A 25,699-nucleotide genomic window follows, 5' to 3' on the forward strand; every position below is an offset into this window, starting at 1 on the left:
CAGTAGCTTCTTGAGCAAAGCGGCCTTCCGTTCACTTGAATAACGAGCCATTCGACACTCTTTATCCTCCCCCGGTCTTCACTTGTAGATAGATCAGATCAGGCGACAACTATCCTGACACCGGGGGTATGCTTGCTCCTGATTCATTGACTCCGGTCTCCCCCGTATAGTAATACGGGGGGAATTCTTCTTCTATAACCAATTTGTACTCTTGGTCTACACTCTCTTCCTTGTTGTTCAACAGGCTTGATTTTCTCATTTGAAGCCCCATCTGGTTTAATGGGCATGTGCTCAATGCAACTCTTCAGTAGGTTTTTATGATTCAGCAGATTATGCCAGCAGATGGGTGGTTCTTTCGTCACCCACTCGTTGATGGTGATTATGCCCTCTACCCGCTTGCAGCTTGGGGGTTGTCATCAGAAGGAAAGGTTGTGGGCTTGGTAGCTGAGGCCACTGCGGCTCACGGCCCAACTCTAAAAGATGTATCAAAGATCAAAGGCAGCTACGTGTTCAGGGATCAACTGTTACGAGAAGACAGAGACCACATAATGAGCGGCATTTAATGTAAAGGGGGCTCTCGCCCCCTTCGTCAGCTAACGCCTAGTTTCTTCCTCCAGTAGAACGCAGCCATTTGTCGCTCCGATCTTTCTACCTGAATGATGGCTATCGCCTCCAACCTTCGCCTGTCGTACGTGACTCCTGTCGGGGAGACAAGGCAATCATTCTTCATCCGCCAGCCTTCCCATTCCTTCCAGATAGTGGGCAATTCTCTACCCGAAGCCATACGCATAAGCCGTTTATAAGCAGGTGGGATCTCTTTGCCCTTATCCCAGTATGTGACCTGCCTCACAGAAACAAAACAAAGATTGGCCGTCTCTTCAATTGATAAACCGCACTCAAACCAACGAAAAATGAAGTTTTTGGTCAACTCTCGTTCCATCCAACTAAATACCTGATAAACCAGCAAAATTGCGTGGGCTGGCTTATCGGCAGGTTTCAGATGGGGATTTAACAAAACGTCGCATTATGCGCAGTCAGGCCTGTAGGTAGAACAAAGGGGCCTGAGGCCCCTTGATAGATTGTTTCGCCTGAATTCCACTCAGGCTGTGACGCCAAGAATCTCTTTCGCCTTGTTAATGAAGTACATACGAAGATTGTCATCCGGAACAAGCTCGCGTGCCCGTACAATCACTTCATCCATAGAGCGATACTCATCTTTAAAATCTCTTAAGAAGGCATCAGCTTCAGTCACATTTTCAATTTTGAAACGCTCAATCATATTCACATCCTCAATGTAGAGTTCGGCACCTAGCGCCCATCTCGATAAGGCTGGATAAACTTGCACCTTGAGTTCTGACTAGCAAAATACGCAGCGGTATATTCTTTGGATTTAGCAATTATGTCTGCTTTAGGCGCACCTGCTGCAATCATGGCATGCCATTCTTCCCGAAGAGAGACCTCTAATGCCTCAAGGTGTTCTGACTTTTCAATATGATCGACTGTCATATGGATTTCCTTTTTTTCAAACTGTTGGGTTTCCTCCTGACTATCTGTACACAGAGTAAACGGCTTAATGCCGATAACTAGCTTTATCGGCATTAAATGAAAGTTGGGGCAATTGCTGTTAAACCAAGCCCTTACTGACAAAAAACCTACTTCGTAAGAGATAACACCCCTCGCCCGTGCATGGTGTGAGCATAGTTGTCTGGGAATTCCCCCCGTATTACTGATCGGGGTGATATGTAGAGATGAAATGGCTATCTACTTTGTGCTGAAGCGCCAAGCCATTTCTCTCGGTTACCACGAAATAGCAATCACCTAACCCCCTCCCCTTGGCCGATATTCTGGAACAACAAATGCCGTATTTTGAGACAAGCGTTCACTATTAAAACGCTTGAGTAATATGTGTATTGGGCTCCCCTTTTCGCTGTGGGCAGCCATTGCGCTCGCGCCAATTGACAGGAATATGCCGTAAAAATTACGGCAACATTGGTAGTCCTATATCCGATTTTTACTTCTTGTTATCTCTCACCTATCCGGGTCTTTATCGCAACCTGTCGAGCGGTTTTTGCTGGGCGCTCTCATGACGTTCGCTCTGGCTGGTGTGCAGGTATTTGGAGGTGGTGTCGATACTGTCGTGGCCGGCATCGGCTTGTACGTGGGAAAGTGGTCGACCGTTGAGGTTGATGTCGTGAGTGATCCCGGTATGGCGAATGGCGTGGGGGGTCAGTTGCCGCATTTCGGCACCATCCTGATAAAAGCCATCCAGCTCGGCCAGTTCGGCACCTTTGGTTATCACTGCCTGCACCAGTTCGCGCAGCTGACGGATCCCAAGATTGGCATTCAATTCTCCCTGCTCCCGGCCGTGGGCGGCCGCTTTATGACGGATAAAGAGCGGGGTCTGCTCGTTGGGGGCCGGCAAGGGCGAGAGTCCCAGAAACGCACGGTAGCGTTCGAGGGCGTGGAGCAGCGCCTGTGAGACGGCGACGGTGCGGCGTTTTCCCCCCTTGCTGCTCGGGATGTAGTACCCCCAGACGCCGGTTTTGCTGTCACGACGAAACTGCCCCATCACGGGGGTAAAGCCGGGTCTGGCCGCCACTTCCGAGATCCGCAGATAACAGGCATACATCAGGATGACGAGAAACCGGCTGCGCTCATGTTGTTCAGGGTTGTCTTGAGCGAGTGTTTCAGCAGCCTGCAGCACGTAGGACCATTGCAGTTCGCTGAAGGCTTGCACCTGATCGTCAGCCTCCTGTGCAAGGGGCTTTTTCACCCGTTGCAGTAGCAGCGCCGGGTTTCTATCCATGTACTCCTCCTGAATGAGGAACTGGAAGAAGGCTGACAGGATAGCGAGCTTGGTCTTCATCGCCGGCTCGCTCAAGCGGTATGGCAGTGGCTGGCCCAGCTCCTTTTTACCGAGAAATGGACGCCATTGGGGATTGGGTAACCGCTCTCCCCACTCTTTGTCCTGTACAAACTGGGCGACGTTGCGATAGGCGATGAGCGGCTCCGGTGGTGACTGGCAGTAGTCGAGGTAGCGCATCATGATGCGCCGGGTCAGCGCCTTTGGGCTGATGGCGACTTCGCAAAAGCACCAGTGCAAAAAGGTGGTCAGCTCGCTGCGGTAGGTCTTGTAGTTGTTCTCGCTATGGCGCTGTTCAAGCAGCCAGTCGACCGCCAGCTCATAGACCAGACCTGCATCAGGCACTGTGTTGAGGCTGAGATTGGCGAGGTAGTGGTTAACCTGAGCATTGCCTTCTTCCAGATAGGTGAGATTGTCAAAAAGCGGCATGGCCGGTGGCAAGGTAATGGGTTGATGAGTCATGGTCTTGCTTGGTTAAAAATGAAGAGAAATGGCCGGTGGTATCGTCCGAAAGACAGGGCCAGGCCCGGTTTATCAAAGGTGGATTGGATGGTTACCAGCCAGAAACAGAAATCTGGCATTGAATTACCTTATGCAATCAATATGCACCTTTGTTAAAAAATTCTCGGGGTAAATAGCCTGAAAAATGGTGATAAATGCAATTTAAGTGAATGATGTTCAAGCCGTTACCCCGATAGGCCACCAAAAAACTGCTTATGCCACCTGTTTGAGCGCCTTCTCCTTGCGCTTGGCTGCGGGCTCTTCCTCCTTGTTGCCAGTTGCCGCAACCTTGCCACCACGCAGCAGGTTTTGCAGCTGATCACGCTGCTCGGCGAGGTAAAACGCCAGACTCTCCTGCTGCTCCGGGGTCATCTCGACAGGGGCGCCGGCAAGTAGTGCCATCAGCTCATCGGCGGTATCCAGCAGTTTGTCATAGGCGTCAGCCTCTTTCTTGCTGGCAAAAGTCATTTTTTCCACTCCCCCACGAACCACAACATATTTGATTTCAACAGCCATGATGGCCTCCTCCTGGTGATGATGAGATAAGTATATGTATGGATATACAGTATTGCAAATAACCTGACACAGTAATGGGAAAGGACTATATCGGGGCAAGCGTGACGGGGCCTGCAGGGTAGAAAAGCGTCATTTGACTTCTATGGCTATGTCGCCGGATCATGGGGGCATGACGATCGTACGACACCTGTTTATTCTGCTGATGGTTGAGGTGCTGCTCATTGGGAGCATCGCCCATCTGGTACTGGATTTTTCATGGCTGGTCACTCTGCTGTTCGTGATCCTGGCCCTGCTCACCCTGCGTTGCCTGGTGGTACTCGGTAGCTGGCTATTTACCCGCTTTTATCCCTCCCCGGCCATCGGCATGCCGGCAAGAGTGACGATGATGGCGCGAGAGATGCTCGCCTACCTCTACACCTTTACCTGGTTGCTCCCCTTCGAGCCGCTGCTGATGGCGCCAGACAGGCTGCCTCCCGGCAGACGGCCGGTACTGCTGGTGCATGGCTATGGTTGCAGCCGCGGCATCTGGCGTACCCAGCGGGCCCGGCTGGAAGCTGCGGGTCATGTGGTGGCCACCATTACTCTGACGCCGCCATTTGGTCATATCGACGAGATGGTGCCGCTGCTGGCCAAGCGGATCGACGATGTGCTCGCGGCAACCGGTGCCAGCCAGCTGGTGCTGATCGGCCACAGCATGGGGGGGTTGGTCTGCCGCGACTATCTGGCGGTCCATGGTGGCGACAAGGTAGCGAGCCTTATCACGCTGGCAACGCCCCATCAGGGCAGCCAGCTGGCGATGCTGGGGGTGGGGGCCAATGCGCGGGAGATGGAGCCGGGCTCCGGCTGGTTGCAGCGCTTTGCCTCTGTGCCTCTCTGCGTTCCCGGGATCTCGGTGCGTACCAGCCACGATAACGTGGTTATGCCGCAGGAGCGGCAACGGTTGGCGGGAATGGAAGATATCGAGCTGGCGGGGATTGGCCACCTCACCCTGCTCTACTCGCGCCGCACTACGGCGCTGCTGCTCACTCTGCTGGCTCGCAATTAGGCCATAAGGAATCATCTCAAACTAAAAGAGCGGGCCCGAATGTTCGGGCCTGCTCTTTTTTATCTTCCTTGCAACTGCGCTGGCTTAGAAGTGGATCCCCTTGATGAAGGTGGAGACGGCAACCTGATCGGCGGTGGCCTTGGACTTGTCGCCATCCTTGGGGTCGGCAAAGGTGCGGAAGCTGGTGTTCATGATGACCTGGGCGACGCGCGGAGCCAGAGCGTGAACCACCTGGCCAAATACCCCGAGGCGAGTGGCCAGACGAACGTGCTTGTTGATGATGGTATCGCATACCAGATCGGCCGCCTCTTCCGGCGTCATCATCGGTACCTGCTCATAGACCTTGGTCGGTGCGACCATCGGCGTTTTCACCAGCGGCATATTGATGATGGAGAAGCTCACCCCTTTGTCGGCAAACTCGGAGGCGGCGGTACGCACCCAGGCATCGAGGGCAGATTTGGAGGCAACATAGGCGGAGAAGCGCGGTGCATTGGTCAACACCCCGATGGAGGAGATGTTGATGATGTGGCCTTTCTTCTTCTCGATCATGGTGGGCAGCACCCCCATGATCACCTTGAGCGCGCCGAAGTAGTTGAGCTGCATGGTGCGTTCAAGATCGTGGAAGCGATCGAAGGAGTCCTCAATGGAGCGGCGGATGGAGCGGCCGGCATTGTTGACCAGAATATCGACGCCGCCGTGATCGGCCACGATGCGAGCGGTGATCTCCTCGGCCTGCGCCAGATTGGAGAGATCACCCTGATAGATCTCGATGGTCAGTCCCAGCTCGGCAAACTCGGCTTTAGTCTCGGCAATCTTCTGCTCGTCGCGGGCGATGGTAACGACGTTGGCCCCCGCCCCCGCCAGCTTGCGTGCGGTTGCACGGCCAATGCCGGAGGTGGCACCGGTCACCAGCACGACCTTGCCCTCTACCCGACCACGGAGGGAGCGATCGATGAAGAGTTCGGGATCGAGGTGACGCTCCCAGTAGTCCCACAGCCGCCAGGCGTAGCTGTGCAGCGGCGGCACTTCGATACCGGTCCCTTTCAGTACCCGCTGGGTTTCGCGACTGTCGAAACGGGTGGGATAGCTGATAAGGCGGAACACATCCTTGGGCAGACCCAGATCGGCGATGGCGGCATCGCGGATGCGGCGCACCGGCGCCATGGTCATCAGCATGGCGGTCAGGTGGCGGGGAATGAAATTAAAGAGAGAGGCGTTGATGCGGATCGCAGGCTCTGGCGCATGGGCGGCGCGGGAGAAGGTGCTCAGCATGTCGCCAACCCGCATCGGGTTGGGGTCGGTCAGGTGGAAGGTCTTGTTCTCCTCGCCCTCTTGATGGGCGATATGCACCATGGCATCGACCACAAAGTTGACCGGCACGATATTGATGCGCCCGCCCTCAACCCCGATGGCCGGCATCCAGGGCGGCAGCAGACGGCGCAGCTTCTGGATGGTCTTGAAGAAGTAGTAAGGGCCGTCGATCTTGTCCATCTCGCCGGTATTGGAGTCACCTACAACGATCCCCGGTCGATAGACTCGCCACGGAACTGCGCACTCATTGCGCACAATCCCTTCCGCTTCGTGCTTGGTCTGGAAATAAGGCATGTCGAGGTGTTCGGCCTCATCGAACATGTCCTCGCGAAACAGACCATCGAAGAGACCGGCGGCAGCAATAGAGCTGCAGTGGTGGAACTGGCGGGCCGCGAGTCGTTCGGCCAGCTGCACGGACTGACGGGTTCCTTCGGTGTTGACCTGTTGCTGGATCCCCGCCTTGGCGTTGAGATCATAGATGGCAGCCAGATGGAAGAAGTGGTCGATCTTGCCGATCAACTGCTCCTGTATCTCGACCGATACCCCCAGCAGCGGTTGCGTCATGTCGCCAAAAACCGGGACCGCGCGCGATTCATCCACATGCCAGAATGAGAACAGCTCTGGCAATTTTTCCTGATGAGAAGAGCGCATCAGAAAATAGACGGTACAGTCGGGATGCAGTTGGAATAACTTTTTGATCAATCGACGCCCGATAAAACCACTACCGCCGGTAATGAAATAGTTCATAGAGAGAATCCTGCTACTGATTAGGGTGTTACTAGGTTGTTAGATATATCACGATTCATATGGAAATCCGCAATTTGATTGTCGGTTCGTGAGCAAACCCTAATTTCGGTGGTGTGCCTGTTCCGTTATTAGGTAGAACCCTCTATTTTTTGTCCCTAGACTGAAGTTGAAAAATCAGTAATGCCACAACCCGATTGCAGTTTCGTTGTCGCCATTACATTTATCTGTCGTTATTCAAGGAGAAGATCATGGCTAAAAAACTTAAAGCGCTGGCAGGTTCAGTGACCGACAACCAACTCACCTCCACCATCAAAGAGTCCACCCAGCAGATCTGGTTGGCCGGCCTGGGCGCCTATGCCAAGGCGCAGGAAGAGGGCGGCAAGATTTTTGAAGCGCTGGTGCAGGAAGGTGAAGCGCTGCAAGCCAAAACCCGTCAAAGTGCTGACGAGAAGATTGCTGCGGTAGCCGACAAGACTGCCGGTACCTGGGGCCGCCTGGAGCAGGTGTTCGAAGATCGCGTTGCCCGCGCCGTAGCCAGTCTGGGTATCCCGACTCGCAAGGACATCGACAAGCTCTCCAAGCGCATGGCCGAGCTGACCGAAGTGGTGCAGCAGCTGCTGGATGCCCAGGACGAAGAGGCTCCGGCCGCTGAAGCCAAACCGGCAGCTCCGAAAAAAGCGCCGGTCAAGAAAGCGCCGGTAAAGAAGGCGCCGGTCGCCAAGGCTAAAGAGGCTGTGGTTGAGCAGGCTGCTGATCTCCTCTCCGCTGCAGAAGATGCAGTCAAAGAGGTGAAGGCCAAGGCCGAGAGCGTTCTGCCGTAATCCGTCTCGATGGCAAAGAGTGAGCATCACCGGCCCATGCCCAGCGCTGGGCCGGTTTTCTATGGATAGGGAGGAGGCTCTATGAGTACGGTAGCAATCGCCCTTGCCGGTGGCGGGCCGCTCGGTGGCATCTACGAGATCGGTGCCTGCGCTGCCCTCTCCGACAGCATCAGCGGCCTGCGCCTTGAACATGCCGATATTTATGTCGGCGTCAGCTCGGGTGCCGTGGTGGCATCGGCGCTGGCCAACGGCATCTCGGCAGAGAAGCTGGTGCGCATACTGCTCAGCGATGACTCCGGCGAGATGTTTGATCCCGCCACCCTGCTGCGTCCCGCCTTTCGTGAATACGCTTTGCGACTCGGCTCCATCCCGCCTCTGGCGCTGGAGTGTCTGATGCGCTATCTGGCTGCCCCCTGGAAACGCAGCCTGTTTGAATCGCTGCAGGGCCTCTCCAGGGCGATCCCGACCGGGCTGTTCGACAATCGCGGGGTGGATCGCATCCTGACCCAGTTCTTCTCCCGTCCTGGTCGCAGCAACGATTTTCGCCAGCTAAACCGCCGCCTGTTCGTGGTGGCGACCGAGCTGGATACCGGCCATCCGGTCGCCTTTGGCGGGCCGGGGCTCGATGATGTGCCCATTTCGGCGGCCGTGCAGGCCTCAGCGGCGCTGCCCGGCCTCTTTCCTCCCTCCTTGATCAATGGCCGCTACTATGTCGATGGCGCCCTGATCAAGACCCTGCACGCCTCGGTGGCGCTGCAGGAGGGGGCAGATTTGGTCTTCTGCATCAATCCGCTGGTGCCCTTCGATGCCGGGATGGCGGCCGGAGAGCCCACCAATCTGGTGGATAGCGGTTTGCCTGTGGTGCTGGCCCAAACCTTCCGCGCCATCATTCACTCGCGGATGCATGTGGGGATGGATCGCTATCGCCACCAATACCCCAACGCCGACGCACTGCTGTTTGAACCATCCCCCGCCGATGGCGAGATGTTTTTTACCAATGTGTTCAGCTATCGGGATCGGCGTCGCCTGTGCGAACACGCCTTCCAGCACACCCGTCGTGATCTCTGGCAGCGTCGCCACGAGCTTGCCCCCATCCTGGCCAGGCATGGCTTCGAGCTCAATTTGAAGGCGCTCGCCGACCCCGACCGCACCCTGCTGGCCCCCAGCAGTGGATCAGTCGCGGCCCTCGACAAGTCGCTGGAACAGCTGCAACACTGGCTCGCCAGGCGTTATCGCCGTGGCGTACGTCGTCCACACGTGAAGGAGTAGCATGGATCGCAAGCCCAAACGCCGTACCCGGGAACGGATCCTGACCACTGCCCTCGCCCGCTTCAATCTGCTGGGCGAACCCAGCGTTACCACCTCGGCCATTGCGGCCGAGATGGAGATAAGCCAGGGAAATCTCTACTACCACTTCCACAACAAGGAGGAGATCGTCAATGCCCTGTTCGACGAGTTCGAGCAGGAGATGGAGCGCCTGCTCGATGCGGTCAGTGCCCCGTCCGATGAGCCTGAGGATATCTGGCTCTTCCTCCACCTGATGTTTGAAGCCATCTGGAAATACCGTTTCTTCTACTACGATATCTCCACCCTGATGAATGGCTACCATCGGGTCGAGCAGCGCTTCTCCGCCCTGCTGCGCCGCAAGGAGCAGACAGCCATCACCATCTGCACTCACCTGCAGACGGTCGGCCTGATGGAGGGAAGCCCTCAACAGCTGCGTTCACTGGCTGCCAACGTGGCGCTGGTGGGCACATTCTGGATCTCGTACCAGCGGGCACTGCACCCCCGGAGCGACGCCGACATTGCACTGGGTGTCTTTCAGGTGATGCAGCTGGTCGCCCCCTACCTGCGGGACGATGCCCGTGTTCATCTGGGCGCTCTCGCCCACCAATACACCGAAAAGGTTTGACTCAAATGCTACAGGGAGAACAAGCATGACCACCTCACAACTCGAATTCGTCCCCTTCCCCTACGCGGATGTGGCCTATGACTATGCCGGCCAGAAGCTGGCCGATAACTGGGAACGCCTCCATCAGGGGGATGCCGAGCCATGGCCGGAAGATGAGCAGGTACAGGATGCCTGGCGGGCCTATCACGCAGGGGATTTTGCCCAGGCCGTCGCCCTTGGCGAAGCGGCCGGTGAGGCGGGTCTCAATGTGGCGAACAAGGCGCTGGTGATCCACGCCAGCTACCTGCTGGAGGACAAGTATGCCAAGCGTGCCGCCTTCGAGCGGGCGGCCAGCCATGCCGAGAAGCTGCAAAAACGCCAGCCGGACAATGCCAACGCCTGGTACTTCCACGCTCTGGCCCTTGGCCGTTACAGCCAGGTGATCTCCATCTCCAAAGCCCTCTCTCAGGGCATTGGCGACAAGATCAAGGCCAGTCTGGAGAAGGCGCTGGAGATCGAACCCGACCACGCGGAAGCCCATATCGCCTTTGGTGCATGGCACGCAGAGATCGTCGACAAGCTGGGCGCCATGATCGGCGGCCTCACCTATGGCGCCAAGAAGGAGGAGTCCGAGCGTCACTTCAAGGAGGCGCTGGCACTGATCCCCGACTCCGCCATCGCGCGGATGGAGTATGCCAATGCCCAGGTGATGCTGCATGGCAAAAGCCGCCTGAAAGCGGCCGAAGCTCTCTATGCCGAAGCGGCCGAGTGTGAGCCGATGGATGCGATGGAGCGCCTCGATGTGGAGGCGGCGCGCGAAGAGCTGGAGGATTAATCCCCGGCTTTACGCAGCAGCGTCAGGCAACAGATAGCAAAGAGGCCAACCCGCGGGTTGGCCCCTTTTTATCGGGATTTTTATGTGCCGGATCAGCCCAGCAGCGCATCAAGGCCGTTCGGGTCGAACAGCAGCTCCGGCTCCAGCAACACCAGCAGTAGCAGTTGTTCAAACTCCACTGCGAAGCGGTCGACAACCTGATCAGGATCCGGTACCAGCTTCTTGTCGGTGATAAGCCCCAGCTGCACACCGTGATCGTAGGAGAGGATGGAGACGCCGACGCCGATATCCCCGGCCTGTGGCACCCAGAACAGCGGCTGGCGCAGGCGCGCACCGGCCAGATAGAGGGTCTGCTGCGGCCCCGGCACATTGGTGATCACCGCGCTGGCTTTGGCCGCCAGCAGATCAACCGCCTGCTGTTGTACCGCCTTGGGCGCCATGCCAAGACCATGGAGCAGATTGAGCACCACAACAGGTTGCAGCGAGCTGCGCAGCGCCTGCATCCGATCTCGCACCGCATAGAGGCGTTGCAGCGGATGGGCGATATCGAGCGGCAGATCGAGGGCCACCAGCCCGAAGCGGTTGCCAAGGGCACCGTCATCGTCTGGGGATCGCATATTGACCGGCACCAGGGCGCGAATTTCGATGTTGTCGACATCGTCACCCTTCTCCTCCAGGTAGTGACGAAACGCACCGGTGGTGGCGGCGATCAGCAGGTCGTTGACCGAGCAGCCCAGCACCTTGCCCACCGCCTTGATGTCGGGCAGCGGGATCTGTTCCGACCAGGCAACCCGCTTGCTGCTGCCCGTCTTGCCCTTGAGGCGGGAGGGTGAATCATCGCCCAGCGTCGCAATGTTGCACAGCTCGCTGGCCACATCGCGACCGGCTTTGAGGTAATCCACCGCCTTGGTGGGATGGGTCAGCACCTCGACATATTTGGACCAGAGGGTACCGGTCAGCTTGAGGCCCGCCTTGACCAGCCTGCTGCCGTGGGGCGTGTCGTCATCGTCCTCCTCATCGGTGGGCTCCGGCGCCACTTTGGGACGGATGGGAGTGACCGGCTGCGGGGAGTTGTCCATCATGGTAAGCATGGCCCGCACCAGCGAGAAGCCATCCCCCATGGCGTGGTGGATGCGCACCACCAGCGCCTGACCGCCCAGCGAGGTGTCGGTCAGGTGCATGTCCCACAGGGGACGCTGGTGGTTGAGCGGGGTCGAGGCGAGATCGGCCACCAGCTTCTCCAGCTCGATTTTGCCCGCCTTGCCGGGCAGGATCACCCGCTTGAGGTGCTGGTCGAGATCGAAGTCGGGATCATGGCGCCAGCAGTAGGATCCCCCCTCCAGCACGGCCCGCTGGTGGAAGCGGGGCTGTACCGAAATGGTGTGGCGCAACCCGTTGCGCAGACGCTCTTCATCAAGCTGCCCTTCAAACATCAGAACGCCGATGATCTGCATCAGGTTGTTGGGTCTGTCCATGCGTAGCCATGCGGTATCAACGCAAGAGATAAATTCACTCGTTGGCATGCTGTTTCCCTGCAAAATGAAATTGTCGAGACAGCCAGAAACCTTCTCCCTTCATCTCGCAATGAGCGGAAAACGTAATTAAAGATGAGGTGGTCAGGCCGGCTCGAAATATTAAGTACGAAAAGTGATGGTTATATTAAATATCCAAAATGCATTGCTAAACATTCACCGAACAATAAGCAGAGAGTCGAGCAGAAATAGCCTGTTCAATACATGTCTTACTCTCTTCACCGCTATTTAAAATGGCGGGTGAAATTGGTTTCATACCCGTTTCGGGCAGGGTAATCGATTCTCCACATAATCGAGGATCTCCTGCTCCAGCACACTGCGTACCGGCAGCAGCATCAGGCCAAGATGAACATCGAGCTGCAAATTCTCCTCATCGAGAATGAGCGAACCATGAACGCCCGAGCCACGAAACCGCAATTCGGTCTCCTCTTCATCCGCCCATTCACAATCCAGTTGATAGTTTTCGCACATGTCCTGGGCGATGGCTTCTGCGGCCACCCGGGCACCAGCCAACCCCAGGGGGTGTTGACGGCTGATCTGGATGGTTGAGAGCCCGCGACTGCCAGCGAGCGAATCGTATAGAAACATGATGAGTACTCAGGGTAATGACATATCTGTTGATATTAAACACATGTTCACAACAAGTGAAAGAGTCATTTACATAAATGGGACTCACTTAACAGTGTCTGCCGTCATGGCAAGGGCTGGCGTGGCGCAGGATTTATTCCCGGCCACCTTCAGGCTACACTTGGCAGTGAAGAAGGTGTAAAAACTGTTTGTTTTTCATTCGGTTGTCTATTTCGAATCTATAACTCCGTCCAGTCCCACACAATCAGAGAGCTGTCGATGACCCATCAATCCCACTCCCCCGATGACGAGAGCACCCTTGGTCAGCTCTATCGCCAGCTCAATCGGGTGGCGGCTTTGCGCGAGCAGATGCGCTGCCATCCGCAAGATATGCAGGATCGGGACTGCTTGCGTCAGTGGCAGGCCGACCGGCTGGGGCGCACCCACAGGGATTTACTGGAGAGCGACCGTTATGGGCCGGCCGCCCGCTTCTTTCTGACCGATCTCTACGGGCCGGGTGACAGTGCTCGCCGCGATGCCGACGTGATGCGGGTAATGCCAACTGCAGAGCGGCTGTTGCCGGAGTCCGGCCACAAGGTGCTGGCGCAGGCGATCGAGCTCGACGCCCTCTCCGAAGAGCTCGATTACCTGATGGTGGTGGCGTTGCGCCGCATTGGCGGGCTCAATCCCATCACCGCCGAACACTACACCATTGCCTATCGCGCCGTGGGTGAGCAGGCTCGTCGGGAGCATCAGATTGCGCTGGTGAGCCAGCTTGGTATGACGCTGGATCGGCTGGCGAGAAAGCCGCTGCTGGGAGCAACCCTCAAGCTGGTCTCGGGCCCGGCCCATTTGGCGGGGCTTGGCGAGCTCTTCTCCTTTGTCGAGCGGGGTTATCAGGTGTGCCATCACATGGGGGGGGCCAACGAGTTTCTTGAAACCATCGCCAGTCGCGAGACGGCGATCATGACGGCGCTCTTTAGCGGTGATAGCAGCGTGCTGGCTTAAGCTCGGTAGACAAAGATTGTTGCAAATAAATCGAGTTGAAATGAGATGTTGTTGCACCAGTGAAACTGTTCGCGGGAAGCGGATCGTTGCCGTGGTGGTGACACGACAAAAACGCGAGGCCCGATCGTTGGTAACAGACAGAATCAGCAACGTCTGAACGTCTGATTGTGCAAGAGGTTGCCAGATAAGAGTTGCCAGACGACAAAGCGGGCCGATGGGCCCGCTTTTCGTTTATCGCTGTTTGCCGGTAGATATCGGTCAGATCACCAACAGATCCATAAAGGCGTGTACCGGGGTGGCGGCAAGTCGTGGCCCGTCCTGACAGAGGGCAAGGATGTCGCTGACCCGTTTGGCCGGGAAGCGGGTGGCCAGATTGTGCTGGAATTTCTCCACCAGCAGCGGGATCCCCTCCTCCCGCCGGCGGCGATGGCCGACCGGATACTCCACCTCCACCTTGGCGGTGTGAGAGCCGTCCTTGAAGAAGATCTGGATGGCGTTAGCAATGGAGCGCTTGTCCGCCTCCAGATATTCACGGCTGTAGCGTTTGTCCTCCTGCACCACCATCTTGCCGCGTAGCGCGTCGATGCGGGGATCGGCGGCTACATCGTCCTCGTAATCCTCGGCGATCAGGCGACCGAAGATGAGCGGCACCGCCACCATGTACTGTAGGCAGTGATCCCGATCGGCCGGGTTGTTGAGGGCGCCGACCTTGCTGATGATGCGAATGGCCGACTCGTGGGTGGTGAGCTCGATACGGTCTATCTCGTCGAGCCGCCCCTTCACCTGCCCATGCAGCTTCATGGCGCACTCTACCGCGGTCTGGGCATGGAACTCGGCGGGATAGGAGATCTTGAACAGCACGTTCTCCATCACATAGCTGCCGTACCCCTGATGCAGGGCAAACTGATTGCCCTTGAACAGCACATCGTAGAAGCCCCATTTTGGCGCGCTCAGTACGCCGGGGTAGCCCATCTCGCCGCTCATGGTGATAAGGGCGAGGCGCACTGCGCGGGAGGTGGCATCCCCCGCCGCCCAGCTCTTGCGGGAACCCGCATTGGGGGCATGACGGTAGGTCCGCAGGCTCTGGCCATCGACCCAGGCCTGGGATACCGCATCGATCACCTGATCGCGGGTTCCCCCCAGCATATGAGTCACCACGGCGGTACTGGCGACCTTGACCAGTACCACGTGATCGAGACCGACCCGGTTGAAGGAGTTCTCCAGCGCCAGCACCCCCTGAATTTCGTGGGCTTTGACCATGGCCACCAGCACATCGCTCATGGTGAGCGGTGATTTCCCCTCTGCCACGCGAGTACGGGAGAGCCAGTCGGCAGTGGCGAGAATACCGCCCAGATTGTCGGATGGGTGACCCCACTCGGCGGCTAGCCAGGTGTCGTTGTAATCGAGCCAGCGGATGATGGCACCGATGTCCCAGGCCGCCTTGACCGGATCGAGGCAGAGCTGGGTGCCGGGCACCCGGGCGCCATGGGGTACGAGGGTGCCGGGGACTATGGGGCCAAGGTGCTTGGTGCACTCGGGGAAGCGCAGGGCAAGCAGGCCACAGCCGAGCGTATCCATCAGGCAGTAGCGGGCGGTGTCGAGGGCCGCCTCGCTGGTAATTGGGTGGTTGCAGACATAATCGGCAATATCGACCAGCACCTGATCGGGGTCTGGTCTGTGGTTGACGTCGACGTTGGCGGACATCGTGACTTCCTTATCGTTGTTGTAGAGAGACAAAGTGACGGGGGGCCGGGCCGACATAATCGGCGCTCGGACGGATGATCCGGTTGTGCTCGCGCTGCTCCATCACGTGGGCGCACCAGCCGGTGACCCGCGAGCAGACGAAGATGGGGGTGAACAGCTTGGTCGGGATCCCCATGTAGTGATAGGCGCTGGCATGGAAGAAGTCGGCGTTGGGAAAGAGCTCTTTCTCCTCCCACATCACCTTCTCCGCCTCGCAGGAGACGCGATAGAGGCGATCATCACCCACCGCCTCGGCAAGTTTGGCCGACCACGCCTTGATGATGACGTTGCGCGGATCCGAGGTGCGGTAGATGGCGTGGCCAAAGCCCATGATCTTCTCCTTGGCCGCCAGCTTGGCCAGCAGTTCGCGCCTTGCCTGCGTCTCGTCTTGCCAATCTTCGATCATCGCCATGGCTGCCTCGTTGGCGCCGCCGTGGAGCGGGCCGCGCAGGGTGCCGATGGCGGCGGTGATGCAGGAGAACATGTCAGAAAGGGTTGAGGCGCAGACTCGCGCGGCAAAGGTGGAGGCGTTGAACTCATGCTCGGCGTAGAGGATGAGGGAGACATGCATCACCCGACGCTCCAGCTCGCTTGGCGCCTTCTGGTGCAGCAGCGCCAGAAAGTGGCCGCCGATACACTCCTCGTCGCTGTCGAGGGCGATGCGAACTCCTTCGTGGCTGAACTTGTACCAGTAGATCAGAATGCCCGGAAAGGCGGCCAGCAGCCGATCCGCTACTTCGTGTTCATGCTCGAAGCCATCTTCCGGCTCCAGATCGCCGAGCATGGAGCAGCCGGTGCGCAGCACATCCATGGGGTGAGCATCGGCGGGAATGCGCTCCAGCACCTCAAGCAGCGCCGCCGGCAACGTGCGCAAGCTGCGCAGCTCGCGTTTGTAGTCGGCCAGTTGCTGGTTACTCGGCAATTCTCCCTTGAGCAGCAGATAGGCGACTTCCTCGAACTGGGCGCTATCGGCCAGCTCCTTGATGTCGTAACCGCGATAGGTAAGCCCGGTGCCGCTCTTGCCCACGGTGCAGATACTGGTCTCCCCTGCGCTTTGACCGCGCAGACCTGCCCCGCCCAACGGTTTCTGTTGTCCCATAAGCTGCCTCCTATTCCTTGGCTGAAAACAGACGATCCAGTGTCTGCTCGTAGTGGTGATATCCGAGAAAGTCGTAGAGCGACTCCCGGGTCTGCATGGTCTCCACGACGGCCCGTTGATGGCCATCCTGGCGAATATGGTGATAGACGTTGAGGGCGGCCTGATTGGCGGCGCGGTTGGCACTCAAGGGGTAGAGCACCATGTCGACCCCGTGGGCGGCGAGCTGCTCCTTGTCAAACAGCTCGGTTTTGCCGAACTCGGTCATGTTGGCGAGGATCGGCACTTGGGCCGCCTGCTTGAACTGGTCGTACTGGGCCAGTTCGGTCACCGCCTCGGCGAAGATCATGTCTGCCCCGGCGGCCACATAGGCGGCGGTGCGCTCAAGAGCAGATTCCATCCCCTCCACCGCCAGCGCATCGGTGCGAGCCATGATGACGAACTCGCCATTCTCGCGAGCATCCACTGCCGCTTTGATCCGATCACACATCTCCTCCAGCGACACCACCGCCTTGTTGGGACGGTGACCGCAGCGCTTCTGGGCCACCTGATCTTCCATATGGACAGCGGCGACACCGGTCCGCTCGAATGCGCGAATGGTGCGGGCGATGTTGAATGCCCCACCCCAGCCGGTATCGATATCGACCAGCAGCGGCACTCGGGTGGCAGCAGTGATCCGCTCGGCATCGATCAGCACATCGTTGAGGGAGGTCATGCCGAGATCCGGCAGGCCGTAGGAGGCGTTGGCAACACCGGCGCCCGAGAGGTAGATCGCCTGAAAGCCGCTGCGCTCGGCCATCAGCGCCATATAGGCGTTGATGGTGCCGACGATCTGTAGTGGCTTTTCGTTGGCAAGGGCGGTGCGAAAACGCAGCCCTGCCGAGGGGGGCAAACTGGACATCATGACTCCTTTCATCTGTCTGGTTTGACCATCTAATATCACGTTTACGTTAACGTCAATTATACTTTCGTAACATTAAGGAGGCAGGCAAGACAGGGAACCGGTTTTAGGGTAAATTTCACCAATTGCTTCAACAGGTTGAATTGTATGATGGAGCCCGGTTCCGTGATCGTCTGTCCGGCGTGCGACTTGCTTATCCAGCGCAAGGCGCTGCCGCTGCGTCGTCATGCCCACTGCCCTCGCTGTCACCAGCATCTCTATGGCCGTTATGCTTTTCGTCCCTCTCAATTGATGGCGCTGACCATCACCGGATTTCTGCTGCTCCCCTCCGCCTTTTTCGAACCCCTCATCTATCTGCGGCTGGCTGGCGTCAACTCCGATGCCAACTTGTTGCACGGGATTTTTGTGCTGTTTGGCGAGGGGGAGTTCTGGGTTGCCTCCTTGGTGCTCTGGTGCGCCGTGCTGGCCCCCATCGGTCTGTTGACCGGGATCTTTGCGCTGGCATCGGGCCTGGCCAAACGCTGGCATCTCCTTGCGCCAACCTTGAAGGCCGTCGAAGTGTTTCGTCATTGGGCCATGCTGGAGGTCTATATCGTCAGCCTGCTGGTTGCCCTGTTCAAACTGATCGATATCGCCGATGTCAGGTTGGGTGGTGGGCTGCTCAGCCTCGGCATTCTGATGCTGCTTAACATGAGTTTGCTGATCCTCTTTGATCCGGCCCCCTATTGGGATCGGATCCCGCTCAAGGAGGAAGGCGATGACCAGCGCCCGTGAAATGGGGCTCTGCGGCTGCCATACCTGTGGCCTCTTGGTGCGCTATCAGGCTGGCAAGGTCTGTCCGCGCTGTGGCAGCAAGTTGCAGGTGCGTATTCCCCGTTCTCTTGCCTGGTCGTGGGGCTTGCTGGCGCTGGCCACCTTTATGTTGCTCCCCGCCAACCTGTTGCCCATCACCCACTTCTACAACAAGGGGTTATTGCAGTCGGATACCATCTTCAGCGGGATCCTGATGCTCTATCGCAGCAAGATGAGCGGGATTGCCACCATAGTGCTCACCGCCAGCATACTGGTACCGGTGGGCAAGATAATCGGGTTGGCGTGGATCTGCTGGCAGCTGCAACGGGCCAAACCGGTGCGGCGCAAACGCCAGCTTTTGATGTATCGGGTGATCGACTTTATCGGCCGCTGGTCGATGCTGGATCTATTTGTCATTTCGCTGATGGTGGCGCTGGTCGATCGTGGCGTCATGCTGAGCGTCCGCGCCGGTCCCGGCGCAACCGCTTTTGCCGGCGTGGTGGTGTTGACCATGATGTCGGCCCGCATGCTCGATACCCGGCTGCTTTGGGACAAGGCGGCCCGTTGATGCGTTTTCTGTTTCTGTCTGATGGGCGGCTGCGCCCGGTCAATAAGGAGTCACTATGATCGGGGCTGAACCCGTCATCGAAAAGCGCCGCTGGCTATCGCCAGTCTGGTTGTTACCACTCATCGCTCTGCTGCTGGCTGGCGGCTTTCTCTATCAACAGATAGCGAGCCGCGGCCAGCTTATCCAGATCAACTTCGCTCAGGGTAACGGCATCTTGCCGGGCAAGACCCAGATCCGTTATCAGGGGGTTGCCATCGGGGTGGTGCAGGAGCTGGAGCTGGCCGAGGATGGCCGCCGCATTGCGGTGCTGGCCAAGATTGACAGCCGTGCCCGCCCGCTTATTCGCAAGGGGTCCGACTTCTGGCTGGTGAGCCCCAAGGCATCGCTGACCGAGATCTCCGGTCTCGATACCCTGGTCTCCGGTAACTACATCAACTTGCAACCTGGGCGCGAGAGCAACCCGCTGCAGGAGAAGTTTGATGCCCTCGACGGCCCTCCCCCCGGTTATCAGGCGCAGGGGCGGATGCTGCACCTCACCGCCGATTCGCTGGGCTCGGTCGGTATCGGTGCCAAGCTCTATTTCCGCGGCATCGAGGTGGGTAGCGTTATCAATACCCGCCTGGGTCAGGACAACCAGAACGTCATTCTGGATCTGGTGATCGAGCCTCGTTTTGAACATCTGGTCAAAGCCGATACCCGCTTCTGGAACATCAGTGGCATCAAGGGCTCTTTCAGTCTGGCGGGTGTCAGCGTTGAGGCTGGCAGCCTCACTTCCATTCTGAGCGGCGGCATCGCCTTTGACTCCCCCAAAGCGTCTCCCGAGTCGGAGAAAGGACAAACCTTCGTCCTCTACAAGGGGCTGGCAGAAGCGGCGCGCGGCAAGCGCATCGATATCGTGGCGGGCGATCTGCCCATCAAGGAGGGGATGCCCATTCTCTTCGAAGGAATCGAGATTGGTCGCGTTGATCCCATCCATCTCACCGACAAGGGGCGGGTGGTGACGGCGCTAATCAATCCGGAGCAGGCATATCGCATCACCGACAAGAGTCAGCTGGTATGGGAGAGCGTTTCTCTCTCCCCGACCGGCGTGAAGAATGCCGATCGGCTGCTCTCCGGCCCAGCCATTCGCCTTGACTATGTGGCAGGCCAAGAAGTGGCCAAGATGGCGCTGACCGATCGGGCACCACAAGATGGCATCAAGGTGACGCTGCAAGCGGACGATCTAGCCGGTCTTAATCAGGATGCCCCCATCTGGTACAAGGGGCTGCAGGTTGGTCGCATCAGCCAGCTCGATCTCGATGGGCGCGGCAATGCCAGCGTGGCCCTGCAGCTCCAGCCCGCTTACGCCCATCTGTTGAACCGTGCCCGTTTCTATCGCGCTGCGCCGCTACAAATAGATGCTGATCTGAGCGGTATCAAGGTCGAGGCCAGCCCGGCCAGTGCCTGGCTGAGCGGTGGCATCAAGCTGGTGCAGGCGAGCAGCGGCGAGCGGATCAACCGCCTCTACCCCAATCAGGAGCTGGCGTTGCTCGGTACCCGTGATGCCAAGCCGCAACGCTGGTTGCTCAAGGCGGATCAGGCAGACGGCATCGGCATCGGTTCTCCCGTGCTCTATCTGGGGCTGGAAGCGGGCAAGGTGAAACAGCTGCGCGCCGCCAAAGAGGGTGTGGAGATCGAGCTCGAGATTGACGGCATCTACGCCCCTCTCCTCGCCCGCCAACCGCAATTCTGGAAAAAACCGGCCATCGACACCCGGGTACGGGTCGATGGTGTGCAGGTAAAAGTTGGCAATCTTGGCACTCTGCTGCGCGGTGCCATCGAGTTCGACTATCTGGCCAATGGCCGCAGCAGCCATCAGCTGTTTGACAACAAGGAGCAAGCAAAGGCGAAGATCCGCACGCTGTCACTGGTGGCTGAGAATAACCCGGGGTTGGGGGTTGGCAGCCCGATCCGCTATCGCGGTGTTGATATCGGCAAGATTGAGCAGATTGAGCTGGAGCCGACCCTGGGTCAGGTGATCTTCAAAGCCGAGCTGGATGGCCAGTACGCCGAGCGTTTCCTGCAATCCGGCGCGCGCTTTACCCTGGTGCAGGCCAAGCTGGGTCTGGGCGGGGTCGCCCATCTCGATACCCTGATCAAGGGGGCCTTTGTTGAGGCCGAGCCCGGTCAAGGGGCTGGCCGAAACAGCTTTCCCCTGAGCCAGAGCGGCCCTGCGGGTTTGGCCCTCACCCTGAAAAGCCCGTCGGTTAATGGCCTCTCGGTTGGCAGCCCGCTGCTGTTTCGCAAGATGGTGGTCGGCAGTGTTACCAAGGTAGCACTGGCCCGCGATGGCAGCGAGGTGGTGATCGACGTCAATGTTGAGCAGGAGTATGCCCATCTGGTGCGTGCCAACTCCCGCTTCTGGAATGTCTCCGGGGTCAAGGCGGACATTGGCCTGACCGGTGGCACTATCGAGGTTGAGACGGTGCAGAGCCTGCTTGCCGGCGGCATTGCCTTCAATACACCGGAAAAAGAGATGGGGCCGACCGTCAAGGCCGGGCACAGCTATCCCCTCTACGGCAAGGCCGAGAAGGAGTGGCAGGAGTGGAGTCCCCGCATCAAACCCTGATCCCTCTCTTCACATTGTTATCCAAGCCCGGCCAAATGCCGGGCTTGTTCATTTTTACCTGCTGCACTTTAAGAATATTCCTAGCCCTGTGATAAGATGTCGCCCCTCTTTTTCGGTCAACGAGACGGCACAGTGCACGACAATACCTATCTACCCGATCACTTTTTGCGCCATATAGCGGCTATCATGCCTGCTCATCTCTCCATGGATGAGTTCGTTGCAAGTTGCCGGCGACCGCTGCGCCGCAGTATCCGGGTCAATACGCTCAAAATTGCCGTCTCTGACTTCGTTGAAAAGATGCAGCCACAAGGCTGGCTGTTCGATCCCGTGCCCTGGTGCGAGACAGGCTTCTGGCTGAGCCGCACAGATGAGAGCGTGCCACTAGGCAACACGGCCGAGCATTTGAGCGGCCTCTTTTACATTCAGGAAGCAAGCTCCATGCTGCCGGTGACGGCGCTCTTTGCCAGCGACAAGATCAAAGCGGACGGCATGCTGCTGGATGCGGCCGCGGCCCCCGGCTCCAAGACTACCCAGATCGCCGCCCTGATGAACAATCAGGGGATGCTGGTTGCCAACGAGTTTTCCAGCAGTCGGCTAAAGGTGCTGAGCGCAAATATTCAGCGCTGCGGCGTAACCAATGTGGGAATGACTCACTTTGATGCCAAGGTGTTTGGTCAGTGGCTGCCTGAGACCTTCGATGCCATCCTGCTCGATGCCCCCTGCTCCGGTGAAGGTACCGTGCGCAAGGATGAAGATGCGCTGCGCAACTGGAGCATCGAGAGCATTGACGAGATTGCGGCGGTGCAGCAGGGGCTGCTGGAGAGTGCCTTCCATGCCTTGAAACCGGGTGGCGTACTGGTCTACTCCACCTGCACGCTCAGTTTGCAGGAGAATCAGGAGGTCTGTCAGTCATTGCTGGGGAAGTTTGGTGATGCCTTGAGTTTTGACTCGCTGGCCGACCTGTTCCCCCATGCCGAGCAGGCCTGCACATCCGAAGGATACCTGCACGTTTGGCCCCAGATCTTCGACAGTGAAGGCTTTTTTGTCGCCAGATTGCGCAAGCACCACTCGGTGCCCAACACTATGTTCAAACCGGGCAAGCTCGGCAAATTCCCCTTCCTGCCATTGGCAGCGAAAGAGTCTGAACCCATGCTGCGCGAAATTGAAGCCAATTTTGGTGTGGCCCCACAAGGTCAATTGTTTGGCCGCAATGACGAGATCTGGCTATTTCCTCATCTGTTTGAACAGGTTCAGGGCAAGCTGCGCTTCGATCGCATCGGCATCAAGTTGGCCGAGACGTTCAAGAAAGGCTATCGCCTCACCCACGAGTGGGCGCTCGCCTATGGTGATAAAGCGAGCAAGGGCGTGGTCGAACTGGACAGCGCCAACGCGCGGGAATTCATGATGGGGCGGGACGTCTGGCCAGAGCAGGATGCTGGCGCTGGCGAGGTGATTGTCCGCTATCAGGGGCATACCTTGGGAATGGGGAAATGGGTGGGGAGCCGGATCAAGAATGCTCTGCCCCGGGAGCTGGTGCGCGACAACAATCTGTTTGGCTGATTTTGACTGAACGAGGAAAGGTGACTCGACGCTGTTCGAGTCTGCAAAACCCACACTCTGGTTGAAATTTTATCGGGTTCTTGAAAAGCCTTGAGCCTTGTCTAAGCTTAAGGCAATCCGAACACCAAACACCAGTTAGCGCACGGCTCTGCAAGGAGCCAATTCCCCTATGCCAGGTACACGGAATTCGTACCTGGCTTTTTTTATCTCTTCTTAGCCAAGTTCATCGTTATTCGACACTCTCTTCCAACAGAGCTATCTCCACTTTCTCTGCGTGAGGTTCGCACCCCAGCTCATGGTGATAGAGCAGATCGATCGCCTGTTCGATGAGTGATGCCTGGCTATCTTCAAGATGCAAGCCGAGTGCCGCCAACCGTTCGGCATGGCGATTACTGATCCAGCATTGCAACCGGGTATGACTCTCTTGTTTGCGTTTTACATGCTGACGCTGGCGCTTGGCGTTGTTCTGCGAGGCGGTCTCTTTTGCCTCAAGCTCGTTGATTTCCTGGCTCATATGACCTTGCGATACTTGTTTTTATAACTGGTTATCTCTCACATATCTTCGCATAGTGGTGAAAGATGGGGTATCCCCTACCCTGCCAGCTAACTACGAAGGCAACCAAATATACCACCAGATCAATAGGATATCATTTAACATAAAAAATGCAGTGACGCATTTATGTTAAAGCAGTCCATCCAGCGCGTGATCAGAGAATTTATGGGCATCGTCAAAGTACTCTTGCAGGGTGCGCATATCCTTGTGACGGGTAACCTCGATGATTTTGTTCATCGGTTTGCCAGCGGTGACGGCCGAGGTGATAAATCCGCGGCGCAAACTGTGGCCACTGACATAGAGGTCATCGATAGCTTGACCGGTGCGCCGCTTGATCATCAGGTTGATACCCTGCGGCCCCAGAGGGTCTGATGTGAGTTGGCCCCAGCGATTCATCCGCCGAAAGAGCGGCCCTTCATTGATCCGGCTCTTCTTGAGCCAGTTGCCAATCGCTGCAACCGGGCAATAGTGCTTGCCGGGGATAAGGGCAATCTCGGTCTCATGGAGTTGATGCTTGCTAGGTTTGAGGCGAAGTCGGATCCCCTGCCCCACAAAATCGAGGTCACTGACCTCAATTCGGGCGGCTTCCGAGCGGCGTAAGGCACCACTGAACATCAACAGCAACAGGGTGTGATCGCGAAGTCCCGCCAGATCATTGGTATCGATGCCATCCAGCACCTGGGTCAATGGCTGCAGCGTCAGGGCGCCTGTTTTGCGCTTGCGGTTATCACCAAGTCGGACAATACCGCGCATCATCTCTTTGATTTCAGGGTGCTCGGTCGGCATCGGGTGAATGCCTTTTTGTTTGAAGGCGTAGCGGATCCCGGCGAGCCTTCGCACAAGAGTTGCCGGTTTGCGCGGTTCACCATTACGCAGCTCCCCTCTCCCCTCTTCTTTATTGAGCCATACCCAGTCAGCCAGTACCCCGTCGGCCTGATCTGCCAGAAAGTTCATGATGTCGTGATGGGTCGTTTGCAGTGGATCCAGACCATGCAACTGGCACCAGAAGACAAAAATCCGGGTATCCGCCTGATAGGCATTGAGGGTCGAATCAGCTTTGGCACAGCGCAGGAAGCGGCGAGCACGGCTATTTAGCTGGGCATCAAATACCGTTTGCAATGACTGATGAGCTGAGCCTGAAATGGATGGATGTGACACGGAAGATCATGATTCATATGAAGTTTAGGAGGATCTTACAGGATCTTTCAGGTTCATCAAGTATCGATAATGAATATTATCGATACTTGATGGGTGTCTGTTTAACCCCCAATCCAGCATCTCCGTTTTTTCTAAACAGATGTCGTATTCATTTACGGTTTACAGGTTGGGTAATTGCGCTGATGGCAATACAATGTTGCGATAGTGAGAGATAACAGTTTTATTTATCGCTTCTTTCTTTACTGCTTATCGGGTTGCTGAAAGTAAAACGCCCCGCGTTGCGGGGCGTCAGCTCTTATTTGTGGGCGAGTTTAAACAACTCAAAGAAGTTGCGACTGGTTGCTTCGGCCAGTTCGCTTAACGGTATTTGGCGCAAGTCGGCAATAAACTGGGCAACATCGCGCACGAAGGCGGGTTCGTTCTCCCTCCCCCGATGGGGAACGGGAGCAAGATAGGGCGCATCCGTTTCGACCAACAGTCGATCGAGAGGCAATGCCTTCACTACCTCCTGTAACGCCGTGGCATTCTTGAACGTAGCAATCCCCGAGATGGAGATATAGAACCCCATCGCCATTGCCGCTTCTGCCATCTCGAGAGACTCGGTGAAACAGTGCAACACGCCGCCAACCTGATCCGCCCCCTCTTCGCGCATGATCTGCAAAGTATCTTGCTGGGCATCACGAGTGTGAATGATCAGCGGTTTGTTCAGCGCACGGGCAACCCGGATATGTTCACGGAAGGAGGCTTGCTGAACCTCCTTGTTCTCGGGTGAGTAGAAGTAATCGAGACCGGTCTCACCGATGGCCACTACACGTGGGTCGGCAGCTTGCTTGAGCAGCAACTCGGCATCGACACCGGGTTCCTGATTCAGGGGATGCACCCCGCAGGAGGCAAACACCTGGGGATAAGGGGCAATCGCCGTCATCATGGTCGGAAATTGTTCTTGCGTCACGCTGACACAGAGAAAGTATCCCACCTCCTGCGCTGCCGCTTTGGCCAGCACATCAGCCATATTGTTCTGTTTGCTGCCATAGCTGAGACGATCGAGATGACAGTGGGAGTCAACGAGTAACATACAAAACC

At 57.4% G+C, this 25,699-nt stretch carries 24 protein-coding genes; 10 read left to right on the plus strand and 14 right to left on the minus strand.

Annotated elements, in window-relative coordinates; all coding sequences use genetic code 11:
• Positions 1–589: 589 nt before the first annotated feature.
• The 5 genes from AAHA41_RS11880 to AAHA41_RS11900 all read right to left on the minus strand — a co-directional run bounded on the left by AAHA41_RS11880 (position 590) and on the right by AAHA41_RS11900 (position 3,880).
• Complete coding sequence (locus AAHA41_RS11880) at positions 590–940, minus strand: DUF3653 domain-containing protein (protein WP_268017306.1); 351 nt, start codon at positions 938–940, stop codon at positions 590–592.
• A gap of 159 nt (positions 941–1,099) precedes the next feature.
• Complete coding sequence (locus tag AAHA41_RS11885) at positions 1,100–1,279, minus strand: hypothetical protein (protein WP_323069674.1); 180 nt, start codon at positions 1,277–1,279, stop codon at positions 1,100–1,102.
• A 29-nt stretch (positions 1,280–1,308) separates the two neighbouring features.
• A complete protein-coding gene (locus tag AAHA41_RS11890) occupies positions 1,309–1,506 on the minus strand; it encodes a hypothetical protein (RefSeq protein ID WP_323069675.1) in 198 nt (65 codons plus the stop codon).
• Positions 1,507–2,044: 538 nt separating this feature from the next.
• Positions 2,045–3,325, minus strand: a complete 1,281-nt coding sequence (locus tag AAHA41_RS11895) for a tyrosine-type recombinase/integrase (RefSeq protein ID WP_323069676.1) — start codon at positions 3,323–3,325, stop codon at positions 2,045–2,047.
• Positions 3,326–3,577: 252 nt separating this feature from the next.
• Positions 3,578–3,880, minus strand: coding sequence for a YebG family protein (locus AAHA41_RS11900; RefSeq protein ID WP_042030978.1), 303 nt, complete (start codon positions 3,878–3,880; stop codon positions 3,578–3,580).
• A gap of 169 nt (positions 3,881–4,049) precedes the next feature.
• Between AAHA41_RS11900 and AAHA41_RS11905 the strand changes: the two genes are divergently transcribed.
• A complete protein-coding gene (locus tag AAHA41_RS11905) occupies positions 4,050–4,925 on the plus strand; it encodes an alpha/beta fold hydrolase (protein WP_323069677.1) in 876 nt (291 codons plus the stop codon).
• An 84-nt stretch (positions 4,926–5,009) separates the two neighbouring features.
• Here AAHA41_RS11905 and AAHA41_RS11910 read toward each other — a convergent pair whose 3' ends face one another.
• On the minus strand, positions 5,010–6,983 hold the full coding sequence (locus tag AAHA41_RS11910) for an SDR family oxidoreductase (RefSeq protein ID WP_323069678.1): 1,974 nt from the start codon (positions 6,981–6,983) through the stop codon (positions 5,010–5,012).
• A gap of 248 nt (positions 6,984–7,231) precedes the next feature.
• On the opposite strand from AAHA41_RS11910, the gene AAHA41_RS11915 reads away from it, so the two are divergent.
• From AAHA41_RS11915 to AAHA41_RS11930, 4 genes are all read left to right on the plus strand, one after another.
• Positions 7,232–7,804, plus strand: a complete 573-nt coding sequence (locus AAHA41_RS11915; protein WP_042030972.1) for a phasin family protein — start codon at positions 7,232–7,234, stop codon at positions 7,802–7,804.
• Positions 7,805–7,885: 81 nt separating this feature from the next.
• On the plus strand, positions 7,886–9,073 hold the full coding sequence (locus tag AAHA41_RS11920; RefSeq protein WP_071910129.1) for a patatin-like phospholipase family protein: 1,188 nt from the start codon (positions 7,886–7,888) through the stop codon (positions 9,071–9,073).
• 1 nt (position 9,074) lies between these two features.
• Positions 9,075–9,716, plus strand: coding sequence for a TetR/AcrR family transcriptional regulator (locus AAHA41_RS11925; RefSeq protein ID WP_041207755.1), 642 nt, complete (start codon positions 9,075–9,077; stop codon positions 9,714–9,716).
• A gap of 25 nt (positions 9,717–9,741) precedes the next feature.
• Positions 9,742–10,530: a hypothetical protein gene (locus tag AAHA41_RS11930; RefSeq protein WP_323069680.1), complete on the plus strand. Its 789-nt coding sequence runs from the start codon at positions 9,742–9,744 to the stop codon at positions 10,528–10,530.
• 92 nt (positions 10,531–10,622) lie between these two features.
• On the opposite strand, the gene AAHA41_RS11935 is transcribed toward AAHA41_RS11930, so the two are convergent.
• Together AAHA41_RS11935 and AAHA41_RS11940 are read right to left on the minus strand one after the other, a co-directional pair.
• Positions 10,623–12,053, minus strand: coding sequence for a wax ester/triacylglycerol synthase family O-acyltransferase (locus AAHA41_RS11935; protein WP_323069681.1), 1,431 nt, complete (start codon positions 12,051–12,053; stop codon positions 10,623–10,625).
• 261 nt (positions 12,054–12,314) lie between these two features.
• Complete coding sequence (locus AAHA41_RS11940) at positions 12,315–12,650, minus strand: polyhydroxyalkanoic acid system family protein (RefSeq protein WP_042030967.1); 336 nt, start codon at positions 12,648–12,650, stop codon at positions 12,315–12,317.
• A 258-nt stretch (positions 12,651–12,908) separates the two neighbouring features.
• Between AAHA41_RS11940 and AAHA41_RS11945 the strand changes: the two genes are divergently transcribed.
• The gene (locus AAHA41_RS11945; RefSeq protein ID WP_323069683.1) at positions 12,909–13,637 is read left to right on the plus strand and encodes a hypothetical protein; all 729 of its coding nucleotides are present in this window, start codon (positions 12,909–12,911) and stop codon (positions 13,635–13,637) included.
• 258 nt (positions 13,638–13,895) lie between these two features.
• Here the strand turns inward: AAHA41_RS11945 and AAHA41_RS11950 are convergent, their stop codons facing one another.
• Genes AAHA41_RS11950 through prpB form a run of 3 tightly spaced genes read right to left on the minus strand, consistent with a single transcriptional unit; the run spans position 13,896 to position 17,377 of the window.
• Positions 13,896–15,341 carry a bifunctional 2-methylcitrate dehydratase/aconitate hydratase gene (locus AAHA41_RS11950; protein ID WP_323069684.1) on the minus strand — a complete coding sequence of 482 codons (1,446 nt, stop codon included), beginning with the start codon at positions 15,339–15,341 and terminating at the stop codon, positions 13,896–13,898.
• Positions 15,342–15,351: 10 nt separating this feature from the next.
• Entirely contained in the window at positions 15,352–16,479 is a 1,128-nt protein-coding gene (gene prpC / locus AAHA41_RS11955; RefSeq protein WP_323069686.1) for a 2-methylcitrate synthase, read from the minus strand.
• A 10-nt stretch (positions 16,480–16,489) separates the two neighbouring features.
• Complete coding sequence (gene prpB, locus AAHA41_RS11960; RefSeq protein WP_323069747.1) at positions 16,490–17,377, minus strand: methylisocitrate lyase; 888 nt, start codon at positions 17,375–17,377, stop codon at positions 16,490–16,492.
• A 147-nt stretch (positions 17,378–17,524) separates the two neighbouring features.
• Here prpB and AAHA41_RS11965 point away from each other — a divergent pair, with 147 nt between their 5' ends.
• From AAHA41_RS11965 to rsmF, 4 genes are all read left to right on the plus strand, one after another.
• Positions 17,525–18,151 carry a paraquat-inducible protein A gene (locus AAHA41_RS11965; protein WP_139474311.1) on the plus strand — a complete coding sequence of 209 codons (627 nt, stop codon included), beginning with the start codon at positions 17,525–17,527 and terminating at the stop codon, positions 18,149–18,151.
• Positions 18,135–18,737 (plus strand): paraquat-inducible protein A, encoded by a 603-nt coding sequence (locus AAHA41_RS11970; protein WP_041207739.1) that lies wholly within the window; start codon positions 18,135–18,137, stop codon positions 18,735–18,737. Before AAHA41_RS11965 ends, AAHA41_RS11970 begins: the two co-directional genes overlap by 17 nt.
• A gap of 55 nt (positions 18,738–18,792) precedes the next feature.
• Complete coding sequence (locus AAHA41_RS11975) at positions 18,793–21,345, plus strand: MlaD family protein (protein ID WP_323069689.1); 2,553 nt, start codon at positions 18,793–18,795, stop codon at positions 21,343–21,345.
• A 132-nt stretch (positions 21,346–21,477) separates the two neighbouring features.
• Positions 21,478–22,905, plus strand: a complete 1,428-nt coding sequence (gene rsmF, locus AAHA41_RS11980; protein ID WP_323069690.1) for a 16S rRNA (cytosine(1407)-C(5))-methyltransferase RsmF — start codon at positions 21,478–21,480, stop codon at positions 22,903–22,905.
• Positions 22,906–23,134: 229 nt separating this feature from the next.
• Here the strand turns inward: rsmF and AAHA41_RS11985 are convergent, their stop codons facing one another.
• From AAHA41_RS11985 to AAHA41_RS11995, 3 genes are all read right to left on the minus strand, one after another.
• Entirely contained in the window at positions 23,135–23,419 is a 285-nt protein-coding gene (locus tag AAHA41_RS11985; protein ID WP_323069692.1) for a hypothetical protein, read from the minus strand.
• Between the two features lie 168 nt (positions 23,420–23,587).
• Positions 23,588–24,529: a site-specific integrase gene (locus tag AAHA41_RS11990; RefSeq protein ID WP_323069748.1), complete on the minus strand. Its 942-nt coding sequence runs from the start codon at positions 24,527–24,529 to the stop codon at positions 23,588–23,590.
• A gap of 382 nt (positions 24,530–24,911) precedes the next feature.
• Positions 24,912–25,691, minus strand: a complete 780-nt coding sequence (locus AAHA41_RS11995) for a YchF/TatD family DNA exonuclease (protein WP_323069693.1) — start codon at positions 25,689–25,691, stop codon at positions 24,912–24,914.
• Positions 25,692–25,699: the final 8 nt, after the last annotated feature.

The sequence above is a fragment of the Aeromonas sp. SER genome, from assembly GCF_038739615.1.
GTDB classification, from domain to species: domain Bacteria; phylum Pseudomonadota; class Gammaproteobacteria; order Enterobacterales; family Aeromonadaceae; genus Aeromonas; species Aeromonas jandaei.